The sequence below is a fragment of the Streptococcus minor DSM 17118 genome (genome assembly GCF_000377005.1).
GTDB classification, from domain to species: domain Bacteria; phylum Bacillota; class Bacilli; order Lactobacillales; family Streptococcaceae; genus Streptococcus; species Streptococcus minor.
Genome location: NZ_AQYB01000033.1, coordinates 522,273 through 539,040, shown reverse-complemented (window position 1 = coordinate 539,040; position 16,768 = coordinate 522,273). Strand labels below are relative to the sequence as shown.

Genomic DNA, 16,768 nt, shown 5'->3' with positions numbered 1-16,768 from the left:
TGAAAATTATATAGGAAAAAGCAAAGAAAAGACTTTGGAAAAATGATAAAATGAAAGAAATACTATGGAGGATGAGATATGTCAGATTACAAATTGGATACAATTCTAGCCCATGCCGGTATTAATACGGATGAAAAAACAGGTGCTTTGATTGCTCCTATCTACCTATCAACTACCTACCAGCATCCAGAGTTTGGTCAATCAACTGGTTTTGACTATACGCGAACCAGAAATCCGACCCGTCTGACTTTGGAAAAGACTCTAGCCAAGATTGAAAAGGCTGACTACGCCCTAGTCACAAGTTCTGGTATGGCTGCTCTTGTCCTCTTATTCAATAGTTTTCCAGAAAAATCTAAGATTGTTGCTACTCGTGATCTTTACGGAGGGTCTTTTCGCTGGTTCAACGAGCAGGAAAAAAAGGGGCGCTATTTCTTCACCTATCCCCATACTGAGGAAGCACTACTAGCAGCTATCACAGATGAAATAGACTATGTCTTCATCGAAACCCCCACCAACCCTCTGATGGTGGAGTTTGACATTGCCAAGATTGCAGATAAGGCCCACGCTCATGGGGCAAAACTTATTGTAGACAATACCTTCTATAGCCCGATTTATCAAAATCCCATTTCTTTAGGAGCAGACATTGTTTTGCATTCGGCAACCAAGTATCTTTCTGGGCACAATGATGTACTGGCCGGCGTTCTCATAACCAATGATCAAGCCATCTACGATAAGCTTTTCTACGACCAAAATACGACAGGTCCAAGCTTGTCTCCATTAGATAGTTATCTTCTGATGCGCGGACTCAAAACCTTGTCTCTACGTATGGGGCGCTCCACGCAAAATGCGCTACAAATTGTCCGTTTCCTCAACGAACACTCGGCTGTCAAGGAAGTGTTTTATACAGGAAAGGGTGGCATGATTTCCTTTAAGGTAGTGGATGCAAGCAAGATCCCTTTCATCATCAATAAGCTAAAAGTCTTCACCTTTGCAGAAAGTCTGGGTGGAGTGGAATCCCTTATTACTTATCCGTCTACTCAGACTCATCTAGATATTCCCGCAGTCATTCGACAATCGTATGGCTTGACTGATGATCTATTGCGATTGTCCATTGGTATCGAAGATGTGAGTGATTTAATAGTTGATTTACAGAGAGCTTTGGAGGTGTAACATGACTCAATATGATTTTACCACTCGGCCCCATCGTCTGGGTCAAGGGAGCCTAAAGTGGCAGACTAGCAAAGAAGACCCAGAGCTTCTACAGATGTGGGTGGCAGATATGGATTTTGTACCACATCCCGATATTCAAGCAGCTTTGCTAGCTTATGTCCAAGACCATGTCTATGGTTATGCCACAGCGAGCCATAGCCTTTATCAGTCCATTATTGACTGGGAGAAAAATCAGCATGGCTATACCATCAATAAGGAAGCGATTGTCCTGATTGAGGGAGTCGTACCAGCTATTTCAGTAGCCATTCAAGCTCTAACCAAGGAAGGGGATGCCATTCTTATCAATACACCAGTCTATCCGCCCTTTGCTCGTACGGTTCGTCTTCAAAAGAGAAAACTTGTCAGCAATTCTTTGCAAGAAAAGGATGGACAATTTGTCATTAATCTTGAACAGTTAGAGAAAGATATTGTAGAACATCAGGTTAAGCTTTATATTTTATGTAGTCCTCACAATCCAGGAGGTCGTGTTTGGACCAAGGATGAACTCTTAAAAATTGGTCGTATTTGTCAAAAATATGGTGTTATCCTAGTTTCGGATGAAATCCACCAAGATCTAGCTCTCTTTGGCAACAAGCACCATAGTTTCAACACGCTTTCTCCAGATTTCAAGGATTTTACTATTATCCTCACTTCAGCCACCAAGACTTTTAATATTGCAGGGACTAAAAATAGCTTTGCGATTATTGAAAATCCGAATCTACGCAAGGCTTTCAGCCAACAACAGTTAGCCGATAACCATTCTGAAATTCCAACGGTTGGTCTCATTGCAACAGAAGCAGCTCTTCGACATGGCAAGGAGTGGTTGTGCCAACTCAAGCAAGTTTTAGAAGAAAATATCAACTACACAGTAGATTTTTTGACAGAACACACCAACATTAAGGTGATGAAACCCCAAGGTACCTATCTGGTTTGGCTGGATTTTTCTGCCTATGGACTGAGCCATAAGCAAATCCAAGAAAAACTCATCAAGGAGGCCAAAGTGGTTCTCAATGACGGTGCTAGCTTTGGTAAGGAGGGGCTTTTTCATGCCCGTTTCAATACCGCGGCACCATTGTCTACAGTACAAGAAGCTTGTCAGCGAATAGCACGTGTATTTGGAAAATAAGAAGAAAAGATTGAGACACTCAGCGGTCTCAATCTTTTTAAAATCCTTTTTCATTATAAAACTTTGAGTGTAAGAGATAAGGTGGCTGGTAGGTCTCTATCAGCTCTAACAAGAAAGGGCCTAGACAGTCATCTTCGGGTGTTACCTGAGAGATGAGTAGCTTGTAGCGCTCTTTTTCTGAATCAGTTGCCCTTTTTTTAAAATAGCCCCACATGTGTTGGTAGCTAGTAGTCAAGGTTGCCTTGCTAGGACGAATGGTTCCTGCTTCATCAAGAAGTTGTTGGTAGCGCTGTGTTTTTTCTTCTGACCAATCATTACCCTTAAAGAGTAGACGTAGCGCATTGTAGTGAGCCTGTGAGTGCCCCATCACCCAATACTTATGATAAGCCCAATCTTTTTGAAGATTTCGCATTGTAGTTCTCCTTTACCTTTTCATTATCTCATATATCCATGATATAATAAACCAAAAGGAGAACGCTATGACAGAAAAAGAAAAAATGTTAGCTGGTCAGCTGTATGACGCGTCAGATCCAGAATTAGTCACCTTACGACAGCAAGCCCGTATCTATCGTGAAAAAGTCAATCAGGAGATGGATAGTACCAAGCGCAGTCAGCTCATGAAAGAATGGCTGGGAAAAACAGGAGACCAGATCTATATCGAGACACCCGTTACTCTGGACTACGGATGCCATATCTCAGTGGGAGAAAAGTTTTTTGCTAACTTTAACTGGACAGTTCTGGATACCTGCCCAGTTACCATTGGTGACAATGCTATGCTGGGACCAAATGTCCAATTTTATACTGCCCTCCATCCGATTAGGGCCGAAGAGAGGATTGCTGGTCCAGAATACGGAGCTCCCATTACCATTGGAGACAATGTCTGGATTGGTGGCGGTGCTATGATTTTGGCAGGAGTCACTCTGGGCAATAACGTTGTGGTCGGTGCCGGATCTGTCGTCACTAAGTCTTTTGGCGATAATGTGGTTATTGCCGGCAATCCTGCACGGATTATTAAGGAAATAGAATAAAAGATATTTTCACAAGCAATTTTTCTATTTTTCTGGTAAAATAGAGAAAATTAATTAAGAGAGGTTTCATCATGGGAAAATTCCAAGTCATTTCACATCCACTCATTCAGCATAAATTGTCCATTTTACGTCGCAAAGATACTTCAACCAAAGATTTTCGCGAGTTGGTGGACGAGATTGCTCTTCTCATGGGCTATGAAGTCTTACGTGATTTACCGCTTGAAGATGTAGAAATCGAAACACCAATTACCAAAACTGTGCAAAAACAAATTGCTGGTAAAAAATTGGCTATCGTTCCTATCCTTCGTGCGGGTATCGGCCTTGTAGATGGACTGTTGAGCTTGGTGCCTTCTGCTAAGGTTGGCCATATTGGTATGTACCGTGACGAAGAAACATTGACACCAGTGGAATACTTGGTCAAATTGCCAGATGATATTGACCGTCGTCATATCTTTGTAGTGGACCCTATGTTGGCGACAGGGGGGTCAGCTATCTTGGCTATCGATTCTTTGAAAAAACGTGGTGCTTCAAATATCAAGTTTGTAGCTCTCGTTTCTGCACCAGAAGGGGTCAAAGCTTTACAAGAAGCTCACCCAGACATTGATATCTACACAGCTGCCCTAGATGACCACCTCAATGAGCAAGGTTACATTGTACCAGGTCTTGGTGATGCAGGAGATCGCCTCTTTGGAACCAAATAAAGAAAAGATAGAGGAGCTTTCGAGCTACCTCTTTCTATTTGAACTTTTTATTTGACCTTTTTTGACCAAAACACTATAATAGATTCAGTAGAAAAAATCAAATGAAATGGAGACTCTTATGATTCCAGTAGTTATTGAACAAACTAGTCGAGGCGAGCGTTCTTACGATATTTACTCTCGCCTATTAAAGGACCGTATCGTGATGTTGACAGGTCCTGTTGAAGACAACATGGCTAACTCTATCATCGCTCAATTACTTTTCTTAGACGCCCAAGATCCGACCAAAGACATCTACCTCTATGTCAACACACCTGGTGGCTCTGTTTCTGCAGGTTTAGCGATCGTTGATACTATGAACTTTATCAAGGCAGATGTGCAAACCATCGTTATGGGAACAGCAGCATCTATGGGAACGATTATTGCTTCCTCTGGTGCTAAGGGCAAACGTTTCATGTTGCCAAATGCAGAATACATGATTCACCAACCGATGGGTGGTACAGGTGGTGGCACCCAGCAGACTGATATGGCTATTGCAGCAGAACACTTGCTCAAAACCCGTAACAAGTTAGAGCAAATCCTGGCAGATAATTCTGGCAAGACAGTCAAACAAGTTCACAAAGATGCGGAACGTGATTATTGGATGACTGCTGAAGAAACTCTAGCCTATGGATTTATCGATAAAATCATGGATCCAAATAAGAAGTAAGTATGAAGAGAGCCCCTAAGGCTCTCTTTTTTTACTATAAAGCTATCAACATGACTCAAAATTTGCTATAATGGAAAAAGAAAAAATCTTGAGATGAAAGAGAAAAACTATGTTTGAGAAAAAAGAACGTCTCTGTTTGACAATTTACCTACACTATAATCGCGATGCCCGAAAGTTAAATAAATACGGGGATATGATTTACCATTCTCGCCGTATGCGTTATGTCCTTCTTTATGTGGACCAACCACAGAGTACAGATATTATGAGCAACCTGAAAAAAGAGCGTTTTGTAAAGGATGTTGTCCCTTCCTATATGAAGGATATTGACCAAAATTTTGTAGGTAGCTTATGGCGTGAAGCTGAAAAAGAGATTTACTGAAAAAAAGTAATTCTTTTTTGTTGACAATTTTCAGATAATTCAGTATATTACTAACATATCATTTTTTTAGTTTGTTTTAAGGAGATATTATGAAACATAAAAAAATCGCACTCGCCATTGTTAGTATGGCCTCAGCAGCTCTTTTAGCAGCCTGTGGATCAGCTCCAGTAAGTAATGGTTCAGCAGCAACTGGGAATGAAATTGGTAAAACCATCAAACTTGGCTACAACTTAGAATTATCCGGACCTGTAGCGGCTTACGGTCAAGCAGAGAAAAACGGTGCCGACCTAGCGGTAGAGGAAATCAATGCAGCCGGCGGTGTTGATGGTAAGAAAATCGAAGTTGTTTCAAAAGACAACAAGTCAGACAACTCTGAGGCAGCGACCGTTTCAACAAACCTTGGAACGGAAGAGAAAGTTGCAGCCATCATTGGCCCAGCGACCTCTGGTGCTGTAGCAGCTGCTACACCAAGTGCAACTCAGGCAGGTGTTCCATTGATTACACCTTCTGGAACACAAGATGACTTGACAGTGAAAAATGGGCAAGTAGAAGAGTTTATCTTCCGTTCAACCTTCCAAGATAGCTTCCAAGGCCAAGTACTTGCAACCTATGTCAGCGATAGTCTGTCTGCTAAGAAAGTCGTTCTGTACTCAGATAACTCAAGTGAATATGCAAAAGGAATCACAAAATCCTTCAAAGAAGCATATAAAGGCGACATCGTAGTAGAAGAAACATATCAATCTGGTGATAAAGATTTCCAAGCTGCCTTGACGAAGCTCAAAGATAAGGAATTTGATGTTATTGTTATCCCAGGTTATTACACTGAAGCTGGCTTGATTACCAAGCAAGCACGTGAAATGGGTCTGGATAAGCCAATCCTAGGTCCTGATGGTTTTGCAGATGCTAAGTTTATCGAAGGTGCTGGTGCAAAGAACGCTTCAAATGTTTATTATGTATCAGGTTACTCAACAAAAGTAGCTTTGTCAGAAAAAGCTACAGCCTTTGTTGAAGCTTATACCAAGAAGTATGGTGAAGAACCAAACATGTTTGCTGCCCTGTCTTACGATGCAGTTTACATGGCAGCAGCAGCAGCTAAGGATGCAAAAACTTCAAAAGATGTTGCTGCCAACCTTGCTAACTTGAAAGATTTCGAAGGTGTGACTGGTCCAATCTCTATCGATAAAGACCACAACCCTGTTAAATCTGCTATTATCGTGAAACTGGACAATGGACAGGAAGTTTCAGCAGAAGCTGTTACTGCAAAATAAATTTTAACATCTACATGAAATGAATCTGGGGAGGCAGATACCTTCCCAGATATTATTATGTTATAGAAAGTTTGGTGATTTTATGCTCCAACAGTTGGTGAATGGTCTCATTTTAGGGAGTGTCTATGCTTTGATTGCTCTAGGTTATACCATGGTTTATGGTATTATCAAGTTGATTAACTTTGCCCACGGAGACCTTTATATGATGGGGGCTTTTATTGGTTATTATTTAATCAATAACTTCCAACTCAATTTCTTTGTCGCTCTGATTTTAACGATGATTTTGACAGCGTGTCTAGGTGTGTTGATTGAATTTTTGGCCTATCGTCCACTTCGTCATTCTACGAAAATTGCAGCATTGATTACTGCTATCGGAGTATCCTTCTTCCTTGAGTATGGTATGGTATACCTATTTGGTGCTAATACCCGTGCCTTTCCTCAAGCTCTTGAAACCGTCAAATACAATCTTGGTCCCATTACAGTAACAAATGTTCAGCTTACTATTCTAGGGGTTTCTATTTTCCTAATGGTTGCTCTTCAGTTTATCGTTCAAAAAACAAAGATGGGGAAAGCCATGCGGGCAGTATCGGTTGATAGTGATGCAGCTCAGCTCATGGGAATCAATGTAAATTCGACCATCAGCTTTACCTTTGCCTTAGGGTCAGCCTTGGCAGGTGCAGCTGGTGTTCTGATTGGTCTTTACTACAATTCGGTTGAACCCCTTATGGGGATGGCGCCAGGTATTAAGGCCTTTGTCGCTGCAGTATTGGGTGGTATCGGTATTATTCCTGGTGCAGCTCTAGGTGGCTTTATCATCGGTCTTTTGGAAACATTGGCCGTTACTATTGGCCTCTCTAGCTACCGAGATGCGGTCGTTTACGGAATTTTGATTGTTATCCTTCTAGTTCGACCAGCCGGTATTTTAGGTAAAAATGTAAAGGAGAAAGTGTAAGCATATGAAACATAATATGAAATCCATTTTAGCTTGGCTTGCTCTAGTCCTTATTGTTTTTGGTATTTTATCCACTCTAATCAACTCAGGTATGATTGGCCTCTACTATGTCCAAATCCTGATGGGGATTGGGATTGCCATTATCATGGCCCTAGGAACGAACTTGATTCTTGGTTTTTCAGGTCAATTTTCTCTAGGTCAGGCCGGTTTTATGGCTATCGGAGCTTATGCAACAGCTATCATGACCAAATCCAATCCAACTTACGGTGGTTTCTATCTCTCCATTATTGTTGGTTGCTTGGTAGCAGCTTTGGTCGCTCTGGTGGTTGGGATTCCGACTCTTCGTCTCAAGGGAGATTACTTGGCTATTGCAACTCTGGGTGTTTCTGAAATCATCCGTATTGCTATTATCAATGGTGGAGACTTGACCAATGGCGCAGCTGGTTTGACGGGTATTTTACCTTATACAACCTGGAGTCTCGTTTTCTTCTTTGTTGTGGCAATAACCATTTTGCTTCTCAATTTTTTACGCAGTTCTTTTGGTCGTCAGGTCATTGCTGTGCGTGAAAATGAAATTGCAGCTGAATCCATGGGTGTTAATACTACTCAAATCAAGGTAACTGTTTTTGTTATTGGAGCTATTGTGTCGAGTATCGCAGGTTCTCTTTATGTAGGTTATATTGGAACTGTTGTACCAAAAGATTTTACGATTATGCGCTCGATTGATTATCTGATTATCGCTGTGTTGGGTGGTTTGGGCTCTATGACTGGAACGATTTTGGCAGCTATTGCCCTAGGTTTCCTCAATATGTTCCTACAAAATTTTTCAGATCTACGAATGATTATCTATTCTCTGGCCCTCATTTTGGTCATGGTCTTCCGCCCGGGTGGACTTTTGGGGACCTGGGAGTTGACTTTCTCATCATTCTTTAAGAAAAAAATGAAGGAGGGCAAGTAATGGCACTTCTTGAAGTAAAAAAATTGACCAAACACTTTGGTGGTTTGACTGCTGTTGGTGATGTCACAATGGAACTCCATGAAGGAGAGTTGGTCGGCTTGATTGGACCAAATGGTGCAGGTAAGACAACCCTTTTCAATCTTTTGACGGGTGTTTATGAGCCTAGTGAAGGGACTGTCACTCTGGATAGTAATCTTCTCAATGGCAAGGCACCTTACAAGATTGCCTCGCTTGGACTGTCTCGTACTTTCCAAAATATCCGTCTATTTAAGGATATGACAGTGTTGGAAAATGTACTAGTAGGATTTGCCAATTGGCACAAAAACCATCTCTTTGCATCTTTTTTCCGACTACCAACATTTTATCAGAGTGAAGCTGACTTAAAAGCTAAAGCTTTGGAGTTGTTGGCTATTTTCAATCTAGAAAAGGATGCAGACACCCTCGCTAAGAATCTTCCTTATGGCCAACAACGCCGTTTGGAAATCGTTCGGGCTTTAGCCACTGAACCTAAAATTCTCTTCTTAGATGAACCAGCAGCGGGCATGAATCCTCAAGAAACAGCTGAGTTGACTCAGTTGATTCGCCAAATTAAGCAACAATTTAACATTACCATCATGTTGATTGAACATGATATGAGTTTGGTCATGGATGTCACTGAACGAATCTATGTCTTAGAGTATGGTCGCTTGATTGCCCATGGTACTCCAGAAGAGATAAAAAATAATAAACGGGTCATTGAAGCCTATCTTGGAGGTGAAGCCTAATGACAAGTATGTTAAAAGTGGATGATTTGTCCGTTCATTATGGCATCATCCAAGCTGTGAAAAATGTTTCTTTTGAGGTCAATGAAGGAGAAGTTGTTTCCCTTATCGGGGCCAATGGTGCTGGAAAGACATCTATTCTTCGAACTATTTCTGGCTTGGTCCGCCCAAGTGGTGGTAAAATAGAGTTTCTTGGTCAAGAAATTCAAAAAGCCCCTGCTCGAAAGATTGTGGCTAGTGGATTATCTCAAGTACCGGAAGGGCGTCATGTCTTTTCAGGTCTGACTGTGATGGAAAACTTGGAAATGGGAGCCTTTCTTCACAGGAATCGCGATGAGAATCAAAAAAACCTTAAACGGGTGTTTGAACGATTCCCACGTCTAGAAGAGCGCAAGAATCAGGATGCTGCAACGCTTTCAGGTGGTGAGCAGCAGATGTTGGCTATGGGTCGTGCGTTGATGAGTAAGCCAAAACTCTTACTCTTGGATGAGCCCTCTATGGGCTTGGCTCCAATTTTTATTCAGGAAATTTTTGACATCATTCAAGATATCCAAAAGCAAGGTACAACCGTGCTCTTGATTGAGCAAAATGCCAAGAAAGCTCTCTCTATCGCAGACCGTGGCTACGTCCTTGAAACAGGAAAAATCGTTCTCTCAGGTACAGGGCAAGAGCTCCTTGAATCTGATGAAGTCAGAAAAGCTTACCTAGGTGGATAATTAAAAACTTATTGATGAATTAGAAACTGCCACAAGGCAGTTTTCTTTATCTCTTCTGTAGCTAGTCGAAATCAAAAATGGTGGGATATGTTTAAGCGTTTTGCTTTATAAAGAAGATTAAAAAACTTTTACATGCTTTCATTCTTTTTTTGGAAGCATTTTCAGATAAATATGTTATAATAATAGTATTAAATATAGGAGGCAGATGGATGGCAGTTAAAGATTTTATGACCCGCAAGGTTGTGTATATTTCACCAGATACGACGATAGCTCATGCGGCGGATATCATGCGAGAGCAGGACTTGCATCGTTTGCCAGTCATTGAAAATGATAAGTTAGTGGGATTGGTGACAGAAGGAACGATAGCAGAGGCTAGTCCTTCAAAGGCGACCAGTTTGTCGATTTATGAAATGAATTATTTGCTCAATAAGACCAAGGTAAAGGATGTTATGATTCGCGATGTCATCACAGTTTCTCAGTTTGCCAGTCTTGAAGATGCGGTTTATCTCATGTTCAAAAATAAGGTTGGGATTTTACCTGTAATAGATTTTGGGCAGCTATTTGGTGTTATCACAGATCGTGATGTTTTTAAGGCTTTCCTCCATATTTCAGGGTATGGGGAAAATGGAGTCCGCGTTCGTTGCTTAGTTAAGGACGAGGTGGGTATCCTCAGTAAGGTTCTCCAGATTATCACTAATCAAGGCTGTAATGTAGCACATACGGTACAAATTGAAGCTGAGCCTGGTTTTGCAATCATTGAAGTTCAAATTGATGGACAGGTAAATATGGAAGATTTACAAGAAAAGTTAGAAGTAGCAGGTATTGAGGTAGAAAGTATTCTCCCAACAGTGGCTAAGAAAATTTAAAAGACTTGGATATTATCCAAGTCTTTTTAGTTCTCAATAGGTTGTTTATTTTTGTCTAGAGTAAAACCTTCACCGAGAACCTCATGGGCATCGGTGATTGTAATGAAAGCGTGGGGGTCGATACGGTGGATCAGGTCCTTGGTTTCTTGGAGTTGACTTTTATAGATTACTGAATAGATCATATTGACATCAGCTCTAGTATAAAAGCCTTGGGCCTTGATAAGTGTGACACCACGCTCGATTTGACTATCAATAGCTGTAGCAATTTCTTCAGATTTTTGGCTAATAATCATCAGTCCTTTACTACCATATCCACCATCACTGATGATATCAATGACCCGTGAAGCAACAGTTACCTGCAGCATAGTGTAGAGTACAACCCGCAAGTCTTGGGAAACGATAGCTGTCAGTACCAAGACTAGGATGTCAATAGCCAAAATGATTTGACCGATACTATAGTGAGTGTACTGGTGTCCAATACGAGCGACAATATCACTCCCACCTGTTGTACCTCCAGCTTTGAAGATGATGCCTAGGCCCATTCCAGATAGGATACCCGCAAACATGGATACAATCATCAGGTCATGGTCTAGGTCAATCACCAAGGGTACTCTTTCAAAAATGGCCAGCCAGAAAGTCACTGCAAAAGTCCCCAAAAGGCTGAGATGCAGCATGCGTTTTCCTAAAATCTTCCATCCCAAGATAAACAGCGGAATGTTGATAATGATATTCATCACCCAGGGCTGAATTTTAAATAGGTAATAGAGAATGAGGGTCAGACCAGTTGCCCCACCTTCATAGAGTCCATTAGGCATAACCAAATAATTCAGTCCAAATGAAAATAAACCAGCTCCTATGATAATCATAAGAATATTCTTTAAGCGCATCAATTCTCTCCTTGAAAATTTCTCTTAAACATTCTAACACAGTCAGAAGAGAAAATAAAATAAAGGGTGCTTTTTTACCCAGTTTTTGGTAAAATGAAGGGAAGTATGAGAAATGAGGAATGACATGAAAAAGGGACTCTTTATCAGTTTTGAAGGACCAGACGGAGCTGGAAAAACATCGGTTTTGCAGGGGCTATTGCCTAAGTTGGCTACATTTGGAATGGATTTGGAGACGACACGGGAGCCTGGTGGAGTAGCTATTGCAGAGAGTATTCGCTCCCTTATATTGAATCCTGAAAATACAACCATGGACGATAAGACAGAGTTGCTCCTTTACATAGCAGCACGTCGTCAGCATCTGAAAGAGAGGATTTTGCCAGCCTTGGAAGATGGAAAGTTGTTATTAGTAGACCGCTTCATCGACTCTTCTGTTGCCTATCAAGGATTTGGTCGTGGTCTTAATGTGGAAGATATCAACTGGCTCAATACTTACGCGACTGACGGCTTGGTGCCTGATTTGACTCTTTACTTTGATATCGAAGTTGAAGAGGGCTTGGCTCGTATTGCAAAAAATCGTCACCATGATGTGGACCGCCTTGATATGGAGACGGTTGACATGCATGAGCGCGTTCGTCAGGGCTACCTCTCCATGTTGGATCGGTATCCTGATCGTATTGTCAAGGTAGATGCTAGCCAAGAATTGGAACTTGTCATCGCAGATGCTTTAGCTATCATTACTGAGCGATTTTTTAAGAACTAAGAAAAGATGAATTATCAAGTACTACAAGAATTACAACCGACTGTTTTTAGTCGATTTAAGAAAATCTTAGCCCAGAATAAGTTGGCACATGCCTATCTGTTTTCAGGTGATGCTGCTAGTTTTGATATGGCTATCTTTCTCAGTCAGGCCCGTTTTTGTGAGAATGAGCAAGCTGGTTTACCTTGCGGCATTTGCCGAAATTGCCGTCTGATTGCTCAGGAAGAATTTTCTGATGTATCCATCATTCGTCCCAGAGGTAACCTGATTAAGATAGAAACGGTGCGTGAGCTAGTCAGGGATTTTTCCCAATCAGGCTTTGAATCCTCTAAGCAGGTCTTTATTATTTGCGATGCAGAAAAAATGCATGTCAATGCTGCCAATTCACTACTTAAAGTTATTGAGGAACCGCAGTCAGATGTAACAGTATTTCTTCTTACCAATCACGAGGAGGCTATGTTATCTACTATCAAAAGTCGGACTCAGATAGTGCATTTTCCAAAGAATAGGGAGGTGCTAAGTCGGCAACTGGAGAAAGAAGGTATCCTCAAGTCTCATGCCCAGATTTTGGTTGACTTGGTATCGAGCAAAGAGGCAGCAGTGGAGCTCCTAAAAACTAAGTCTTTTCAAGAATTATTGACCTTGGGTCCCAAGTTTCTGGCAGCTCTCTTGGTAGAAACAGAACGGGCCTACCTGATGGTGCCCCAGTTGGTCAACTTAACCACTGAGAAAGCAGAACAGGAACGTTTGTTGGACTTGCTGACACTTCTTTTGGCCGCAAAAAAAGAAGAGCCAAAAGCCTTGCAGAGATTGGAAGATTTGTTAGAGGTGAGGCAGATGTGGCAAAGCAATGTCAGTTTGCAAAATGCTCTTGAGTACATGATTTTAAAAGAGAAATGAGATAAAAGAGATGGATAAGAGAGAAATTTTTGATGCACTAGATGGCTTCTCGCAAAATTTGTTGATGACTTTGGCAGAAGTGGATGCTATCAAGAAGCATTTACAAGGGGTTATTGATGAAAATACGGCTCTGCGTCTTGAAAATTCGAAATTACGAGATCGTTTATCGCGAGAGGAAAAAGAGGATGCTAAAACATCCAACTATGGTAAGGAAAATCTGGAAAATATTTATGAAGATGGTTTTCATATCTGTACTTTTTCCTATGGTCAGCGTCGTGATAATGACGAACCCTGCATGTTTTGCCTAGAATTATTGAATCGAGATTAGAATGCACGTACAAAAATCATTTAAGGGAGAGATAAAGACAGGTACCCTTTACTTAGTTGCAACTCCCATAGGCAATTTACAAGATATGACTTTTCGCGCGATAGATATTCTGAAGTCAGTAGATGCTATCTGTGCGGAAGATACGCGCAATACAGGTTTGTTGTTGAAGCACTTTAACATTGATACGAAGCAGATTTCCTTCCATGAGCACAATGCTTTTGAAAAAATTCCTGGTTTGATTGACCTCTTACTCTCAGGACAGTCCTTAGCTCAGGTATCGGATGCAGGTTTGCCATCTATTTCTGACCCCGGCCATGATTTGGTCAAGGCTGCTATTGCGTCAGGTATCCCTGTAGTATCAACACCTGGAGCTTCGGCTGGTATTACAGCTTTGATTGCATCAGGGTTAGCGGCTCAGCCTCATGTTTTCTATGGTTTTCTCCCTCGAAAGGCAGGTCAGCAAAGAGAGTTTTTTGAGAGTAAGAAAAGTTATCCAGAAACGCAAATTTTTTATGAATCCCCTTATCGGGTAGCAGATACGCTGAAGAATATGTTACCTGTTTATGGAGATCGTCAGGTAGTAGTGGTGAGGGAGTTGACCAAGCTTTATGAGGAATACCAACGAGGTCTAATTTCAGAAATTTTGGCCTATATCGCTGACCACCCACTCAAGGGAGAATGCCTCATTATTGTATCCGGTTTTGATGGGCAGTCTTCCATTGAAGAGCATGTAAATCAGAATCCGTTGGATCGAGTACAAGAACTTCTTGATGCAGGCTATAAGCCCAATCAGGCTATCAAAAAAGTAGCCAAGGAGAGCGGTCTCAATCGTCAAGAATTATATAATGCTTATCACGGACTGGGATGAGAAACCAGTTGGTTAAGTGACAGTATATCATAAAAATGATGCTCTATTCGGGCATCATTTTTATCTCATAATCTTCGTTCCATGCACAATATTGGTACCTGTTAGACTAGCGAGTTTTTGACAGTTATCAGCCGTGACACCACCGCCAATCATGATTTCGATGCGACCTGCGGCATAATCAATTAAGTCTTTGATATGATTGACATTATCAAAGATATCGTGCCGCTCAGCTGATCCATGCAGGAGAATGCGAACAAAACCATAGTCAATCAACTGGTCCATGGCTGCCTTTTGTTGGTCTGCTGGAATCAAGTCAAAAGCCATGTGAAAGACTAGCGGGAGGCCCTGAGTGGCAGGTAGAAGCTGTTCGATAGCTTCTGTATCTAGTTGGTTATCTGGAGTCAGAAGTCCCAAAACCAAGCTATCCGATTCTAATTCTACAGCCCTTAAAATATCTTCTTCCATGGCACGTAGTTCAATATCGTTGTACACAAAGTTGCCCCCTCGTGGGCGAATCATAGTAGCTAGACTAATCCCTTTATCATGTAGATAGCTGGCTGCTTCTTTGAGAACTCCATAGGATGGCGTAGTGCCACCAGCCGCTAAGTTATCGCACAGTTCTACGCGGCTAATTTCTGGAGCAGTAAGACTGGCTAGATCGGTTAGATTTTCAGCACAAAATTCTTTGATTAACATGATGTACCCCTTTTTTTCTTTTATTATATCATGGAAAATCTTACTTGCAAAATCTGTCAAAACTATGTCCTAATCTATGGTAAATAGTTGCGAAAGTTTTTGTAAACAGATACAATAAACAGGGAATGAATGGAGAGCAGAAAATATGCAGGATTTAACACAAGGTAAACCACTTAAGGTCATATTGCAGTTTACACTTCCATTGGTGATTGGAAGTTTTTTTCAGCTGGCCTATAATTTTGCAGATGCCATGATTGTAGGACAAACTCTAGGACAGTCAGCATTTGCCAGCGTTGGAGCAACAGGGAGCATTATCTTTTTAATTCTAGGCTTTGCCCAAGGGATGACAACTGGGCTTTCTATCATTATTTCTCAGCGTTTTGGGGCAGATGACGCAGAAGGGATAGGGCGGAGTTTTATCCATGGTCTTTTTTACTCTCTTTTGATAAGTCTGGTCTTGAGTGTCTCCTCCCTACTTTTCTTGCGGACCTTACTTGAAGTCATGCAGATGCCATCAGAGCTAATTGATAGTTCTCAACGGTTTCTGACTGCTATTTTTGGGGGAATGGTGTTTACGGTTCTTTATAATTATTTTTCCAGTGCCATTAGGGCTTTAGGAGATTCCAAGACTCCCCTTTATGCGTTGATTGTAGCTAGTATCATCAATGTTCTGCTGGATTTTTTCTTTATTTTAAATCTAAAAATGGGGGTATTCGGAGCTGGGCTTGCAACCATCATTGCTCAGGCTTTTTCTGTCCTTTATTTGGGGCTGTATAGTCAGCAGAAAATCCCTTATTTCAAACTCTACAAGAGTCGTCTTCATCTGGATAAAAAAGAACTATGGGTCCATGCCAAACTTGCTTTTCCCATGGGATTTCAGGCCAGTATCATTGCTATTGGAGCTATCACTTTACAGGTTGTTCTCAACCAGCTCGGAACAGATGCAATCGCAGCTCAGTCTATCGCTAGTAAAACAGACCAGTTAGCTATGCTACCAATGGTTAATCTTGGGCTTGCTATTTCTACTTTTACTGCTCAGAATTATGGAGCAAGGAAAGTTCGTCGTTTATTAGAGGGATTAAAGCAGACCTTGGTATTGACAGTTGTATGGGCTCTTTTCTTTGCAGGGATTTTGATTGTCTTCCATACTCAATTTTCAACCCTCTTTTTGATGAAGCCCTCTCAGCAGGTGCTTGATTTAGCGCTTGTTTACTATATCATCAACGGTCTTTGTTATTGGATCTTATCTATTCTCTTTGTGACGAGGTCCTTTATCCAAGGACTGGGAAATGGCTTTATACCGACCTTGGCTGGTTTTGCAGAGTTGATCATGCGGGCTTTTGTAGCCATCGTAGGTGCTCACTTGTATGGTTATGCAGGTGTCGCAGCAGCTAATCCAGCAGCTTGGATTGGGAGTGTTGCTATTTTGATACCTAGTTTGTTGATTTTTATCCGCTCGATGAAAAAAGATGGGTAATAAACTATTTATACATGCTAAAAATGACGGTGATAGACTTTATCCCGTCTTTCTTTTGGTGAAATGTTCGCTATAAACATGTAAATAATTTTTAAATTAGGTCAACGTTCGTTTTTTAATCTAGATAAGTCGGCTAATGACACTCAATCTTTACAAAATTCAGAAAATTATGCTATAATTCACTT

The 16,768-nt window shown here is 41.2% G+C and carries 20 protein-coding genes; 17 read left to right on the top strand and 3 right to left on the bottom strand.

What is annotated here, in order from left to right; all coding sequences use genetic code 11:
• Positions 1–78: 78 nt before the first annotated feature.
• Together F602_RS0108960 and F602_RS0108955 are read left to right on the top strand one after the other, a co-directional pair.
• Positions 79–1,170 carry a cystathionine gamma-synthase gene (locus tag F602_RS0108960; protein WP_018167640.1) on the top strand — a complete coding sequence of 364 codons (1,092 nt, stop codon included), beginning with the start codon at positions 79–81 and terminating at the stop codon, positions 1,168–1,170.
• A gap of 1 nt (position 1,171) precedes the next feature.
• On the top strand, positions 1,172–2,335 hold the full coding sequence (locus F602_RS0108955; protein ID WP_018167639.1) for a MalY/PatB family protein: 1,164 nt from the start codon (positions 1,172–1,174) through the stop codon (positions 2,333–2,335).
• A 37-nt stretch (positions 2,336–2,372) separates the two neighbouring features.
• Here F602_RS0108955 and F602_RS0108950 read toward each other — a convergent pair whose 3' ends face one another.
• Positions 2,373–2,747: a DUF1722 domain-containing protein gene (locus F602_RS0108950; RefSeq protein WP_018167638.1), complete on the bottom strand. Its 375-nt coding sequence runs from the start codon at positions 2,745–2,747 to the stop codon at positions 2,373–2,375.
• A gap of 67 nt (positions 2,748–2,814) precedes the next feature.
• On the opposite strand from F602_RS0108950, the gene F602_RS0108945 reads away from it, so the two are divergent.
• The 10 genes from F602_RS0108945 (at position 2,815) to F602_RS0108900 (ending at position 10,670) form a co-directional block, all read left to right on the top strand.
• Positions 2,815–3,363 carry a sugar O-acetyltransferase gene (locus tag F602_RS0108945; RefSeq protein ID WP_018167637.1) on the top strand — a complete coding sequence of 183 codons (549 nt, stop codon included), beginning with the start codon at positions 2,815–2,817 and terminating at the stop codon, positions 3,361–3,363.
• Between the two features lie 71 nt (positions 3,364–3,434).
• Entirely contained in the window at positions 3,435–4,064 is a 630-nt protein-coding gene (gene upp, locus F602_RS0108940; RefSeq protein WP_018167636.1) for a uracil phosphoribosyltransferase, read from the top strand.
• A gap of 106 nt (positions 4,065–4,170) precedes the next feature.
• Positions 4,171–4,770: an ATP-dependent Clp protease proteolytic subunit gene (locus tag F602_RS0108935; RefSeq protein WP_260424751.1), complete on the top strand. Its 600-nt coding sequence runs from the start codon at positions 4,171–4,173 to the stop codon at positions 4,768–4,770.
• Positions 4,771–4,879: 109 nt separating this feature from the next.
• Positions 4,880–5,149 carry a YlbG family protein gene (locus F602_RS0108930; RefSeq protein WP_018167634.1) on the top strand — a complete coding sequence of 90 codons (270 nt, stop codon included), beginning with the start codon at positions 4,880–4,882 and terminating at the stop codon, positions 5,147–5,149.
• 89 nt (positions 5,150–5,238) lie between these two features.
• Positions 5,239–6,417 carry an ABC transporter substrate-binding protein gene (locus tag F602_RS0108925; RefSeq protein ID WP_018167633.1) on the top strand — a complete coding sequence of 393 codons (1,179 nt, stop codon included), beginning with the start codon at positions 5,239–5,241 and terminating at the stop codon, positions 6,415–6,417.
• Positions 6,418–6,499: 82 nt separating this feature from the next.
• Positions 6,500–7,369, top strand: coding sequence for a branched-chain amino acid ABC transporter permease (locus F602_RS0108920; protein WP_018167632.1), 870 nt, complete (start codon positions 6,500–6,502; stop codon positions 7,367–7,369).
• A gap of 4 nt (positions 7,370–7,373) precedes the next feature.
• A complete protein-coding gene (locus F602_RS0108915) occupies positions 7,374–8,327 on the top strand; it encodes a branched-chain amino acid ABC transporter permease (protein WP_018167631.1) in 954 nt (317 codons plus the stop codon).
• Positions 8,327–9,091 (top strand): ABC transporter ATP-binding protein, encoded by a 765-nt coding sequence (locus F602_RS0108910; protein ID WP_018167630.1) that lies wholly within the window; start codon positions 8,327–8,329, stop codon positions 9,089–9,091. Before F602_RS0108915 ends, F602_RS0108910 begins: the two co-directional genes overlap by 1 nt.
• 8 nt (positions 9,092–9,099) lie before the next feature.
• Positions 9,100–9,804: an ABC transporter ATP-binding protein gene (locus F602_RS0108905; protein ID WP_026183396.1), complete on the top strand. Its 705-nt coding sequence runs from the start codon at positions 9,100–9,102 to the stop codon at positions 9,802–9,804.
• A gap of 209 nt (positions 9,805–10,013) precedes the next feature.
• Positions 10,014–10,670 carry a CBS domain-containing protein gene (locus tag F602_RS0108900; RefSeq protein WP_018167628.1) on the top strand — a complete coding sequence of 219 codons (657 nt, stop codon included), beginning with the start codon at positions 10,014–10,016 and terminating at the stop codon, positions 10,668–10,670.
• A gap of 26 nt (positions 10,671–10,696) precedes the next feature.
• Here the strand turns inward: F602_RS0108900 and F602_RS0108895 are convergent, their stop codons facing one another.
• On the bottom strand, positions 10,697–11,560 hold the full coding sequence (locus F602_RS0108895; RefSeq protein ID WP_026183395.1) for a YitT family protein: 864 nt from the start codon (positions 11,558–11,560) through the stop codon (positions 10,697–10,699).
• Positions 11,561–11,681: 121 nt separating this feature from the next.
• Here F602_RS0108895 and tmk point away from each other — a divergent pair, with 121 nt between their 5' ends.
• From tmk to rsmI, 4 genes are read left to right on the top strand one after another with little or no spacing between them, the layout of a single operon-like run.
• The gene (tmk, locus tag F602_RS0108890) at positions 11,682–12,317 is read left to right on the top strand and encodes a dTMP kinase (protein ID WP_018167626.1); all 636 of its coding nucleotides are present in this window, start codon (positions 11,682–11,684) and stop codon (positions 12,315–12,317) included.
• Positions 12,318–12,323: 6 nt separating this feature from the next.
• Positions 12,324–13,214 carry a DNA polymerase III subunit delta' gene (locus F602_RS0108885; RefSeq protein ID WP_018167625.1) on the top strand — a complete coding sequence of 297 codons (891 nt, stop codon included), beginning with the start codon at positions 12,324–12,326 and terminating at the stop codon, positions 13,212–13,214.
• A 10-nt stretch (positions 13,215–13,224) separates the two neighbouring features.
• A complete protein-coding gene (yabA, locus tag F602_RS0108880; RefSeq protein ID WP_018167624.1) occupies positions 13,225–13,542 on the top strand; it encodes a DNA replication initiation control protein YabA in 318 nt (105 codons plus the stop codon).
• 1 nt (position 13,543) lies between these two features.
• Positions 13,544–14,410 carry a 16S rRNA (cytidine(1402)-2'-O)-methyltransferase gene (rsmI, locus tag F602_RS0108875; protein WP_018167623.1) on the top strand — a complete coding sequence of 289 codons (867 nt, stop codon included), beginning with the start codon at positions 13,544–13,546 and terminating at the stop codon, positions 14,408–14,410.
• A 60-nt stretch (positions 14,411–14,470) separates the two neighbouring features.
• Here rsmI and F602_RS0108870 read toward each other — a convergent pair whose 3' ends face one another.
• Complete coding sequence (locus tag F602_RS0108870; RefSeq protein WP_018167622.1) at positions 14,471–15,106, bottom strand: copper homeostasis protein CutC; 636 nt, start codon at positions 15,104–15,106, stop codon at positions 14,471–14,473.
• Positions 15,107–15,251: 145 nt separating this feature from the next.
• Between F602_RS0108870 and F602_RS0108865 the strand changes: the two genes are divergently transcribed.
• Entirely contained in the window at positions 15,252–16,583 is a 1,332-nt protein-coding gene (locus F602_RS0108865; RefSeq protein ID WP_018167621.1) for an MATE family efflux transporter, read from the top strand.
• Positions 16,584–16,768: the final 185 nt, after the last annotated feature.

Excerpts from the sequence above, each read along its gene's own strand:
- F602_RS0108960 (WP_018167640.1), top strand. The coding sequence starts at position 79 with ATGTCAGATTACAAATTGGATACAATTCTAGCCCATGCCGGTATTAAT.
- F602_RS0108955 (WP_018167639.1), top strand. The coding sequence starts at position 1,172 with ATGACTCAATATGATTTTACCACTCGGCCCCATCGTCTGGGTCAAGGG.
- F602_RS0108950 (WP_018167638.1), bottom strand. The coding sequence starts at position 2,747 with ATGCGAAATCTTCAAAAAGATTGGGCTTATCATAAGTATTGGGTGATG.
- F602_RS0108945 (WP_018167637.1), top strand. The coding sequence starts at position 2,815 with ATGACAGAAAAAGAAAAAATGTTAGCTGGTCAGCTGTATGACGCGTCA.
- upp (WP_018167636.1), top strand. The coding sequence starts at position 3,435 with ATGGGAAAATTCCAAGTCATTTCACATCCACTCATTCAGCATAAATTG.
- F602_RS0108935 (WP_260424751.1), top strand. The coding sequence starts at position 4,171 with ATGGAGACTCTTATGATTCCAGTAGTTATTGAACAAACTAGTCGAGGC.
- F602_RS0108930 (WP_018167634.1), top strand. The coding sequence starts at position 4,880 with ATGTTTGAGAAAAAAGAACGTCTCTGTTTGACAATTTACCTACACTAT.
- F602_RS0108925 (WP_018167633.1), top strand. The coding sequence starts at position 5,239 with ATGAAACATAAAAAAATCGCACTCGCCATTGTTAGTATGGCCTCAGCA.
- F602_RS0108920 (WP_018167632.1), top strand. The coding sequence starts at position 6,500 with ATGCTCCAACAGTTGGTGAATGGTCTCATTTTAGGGAGTGTCTATGCT.
- F602_RS0108915 (WP_018167631.1), top strand. The coding sequence starts at position 7,374 with ATGAAACATAATATGAAATCCATTTTAGCTTGGCTTGCTCTAGTCCTT.
- F602_RS0108910 (WP_018167630.1), top strand. The coding sequence starts at position 8,327 with ATGGCACTTCTTGAAGTAAAAAAATTGACCAAACACTTTGGTGGTTTG.
- F602_RS0108905 (WP_026183396.1), top strand. The coding sequence starts at position 9,100 with ATGTTAAAAGTGGATGATTTGTCCGTTCATTATGGCATCATCCAAGCT.
- F602_RS0108900 (WP_018167628.1), top strand. The coding sequence starts at position 10,014 with ATGGCAGTTAAAGATTTTATGACCCGCAAGGTTGTGTATATTTCACCA.
- tmk (WP_018167626.1), top strand. The coding sequence starts at position 11,682 with ATGAAAAAGGGACTCTTTATCAGTTTTGAAGGACCAGACGGAGCTGGA.
- F602_RS0108885 (WP_018167625.1), top strand. The coding sequence starts at position 12,324 with ATGAATTATCAAGTACTACAAGAATTACAACCGACTGTTTTTAGTCGA.
- yabA (WP_018167624.1), top strand. The coding sequence starts at position 13,225 with ATGGATAAGAGAGAAATTTTTGATGCACTAGATGGCTTCTCGCAAAAT.
- rsmI (WP_018167623.1), top strand. The coding sequence starts at position 13,544 with ATGCACGTACAAAAATCATTTAAGGGAGAGATAAAGACAGGTACCCTT.
- F602_RS0108870 (WP_018167622.1), bottom strand. The coding sequence starts at position 15,106 with ATGTTAATCAAAGAATTTTGTGCTGAAAATCTAACCGATCTAGCCAGT.
- F602_RS0108865 (WP_018167621.1), top strand. The coding sequence starts at position 15,252 with ATGCAGGATTTAACACAAGGTAAACCACTTAAGGTCATATTGCAGTTT.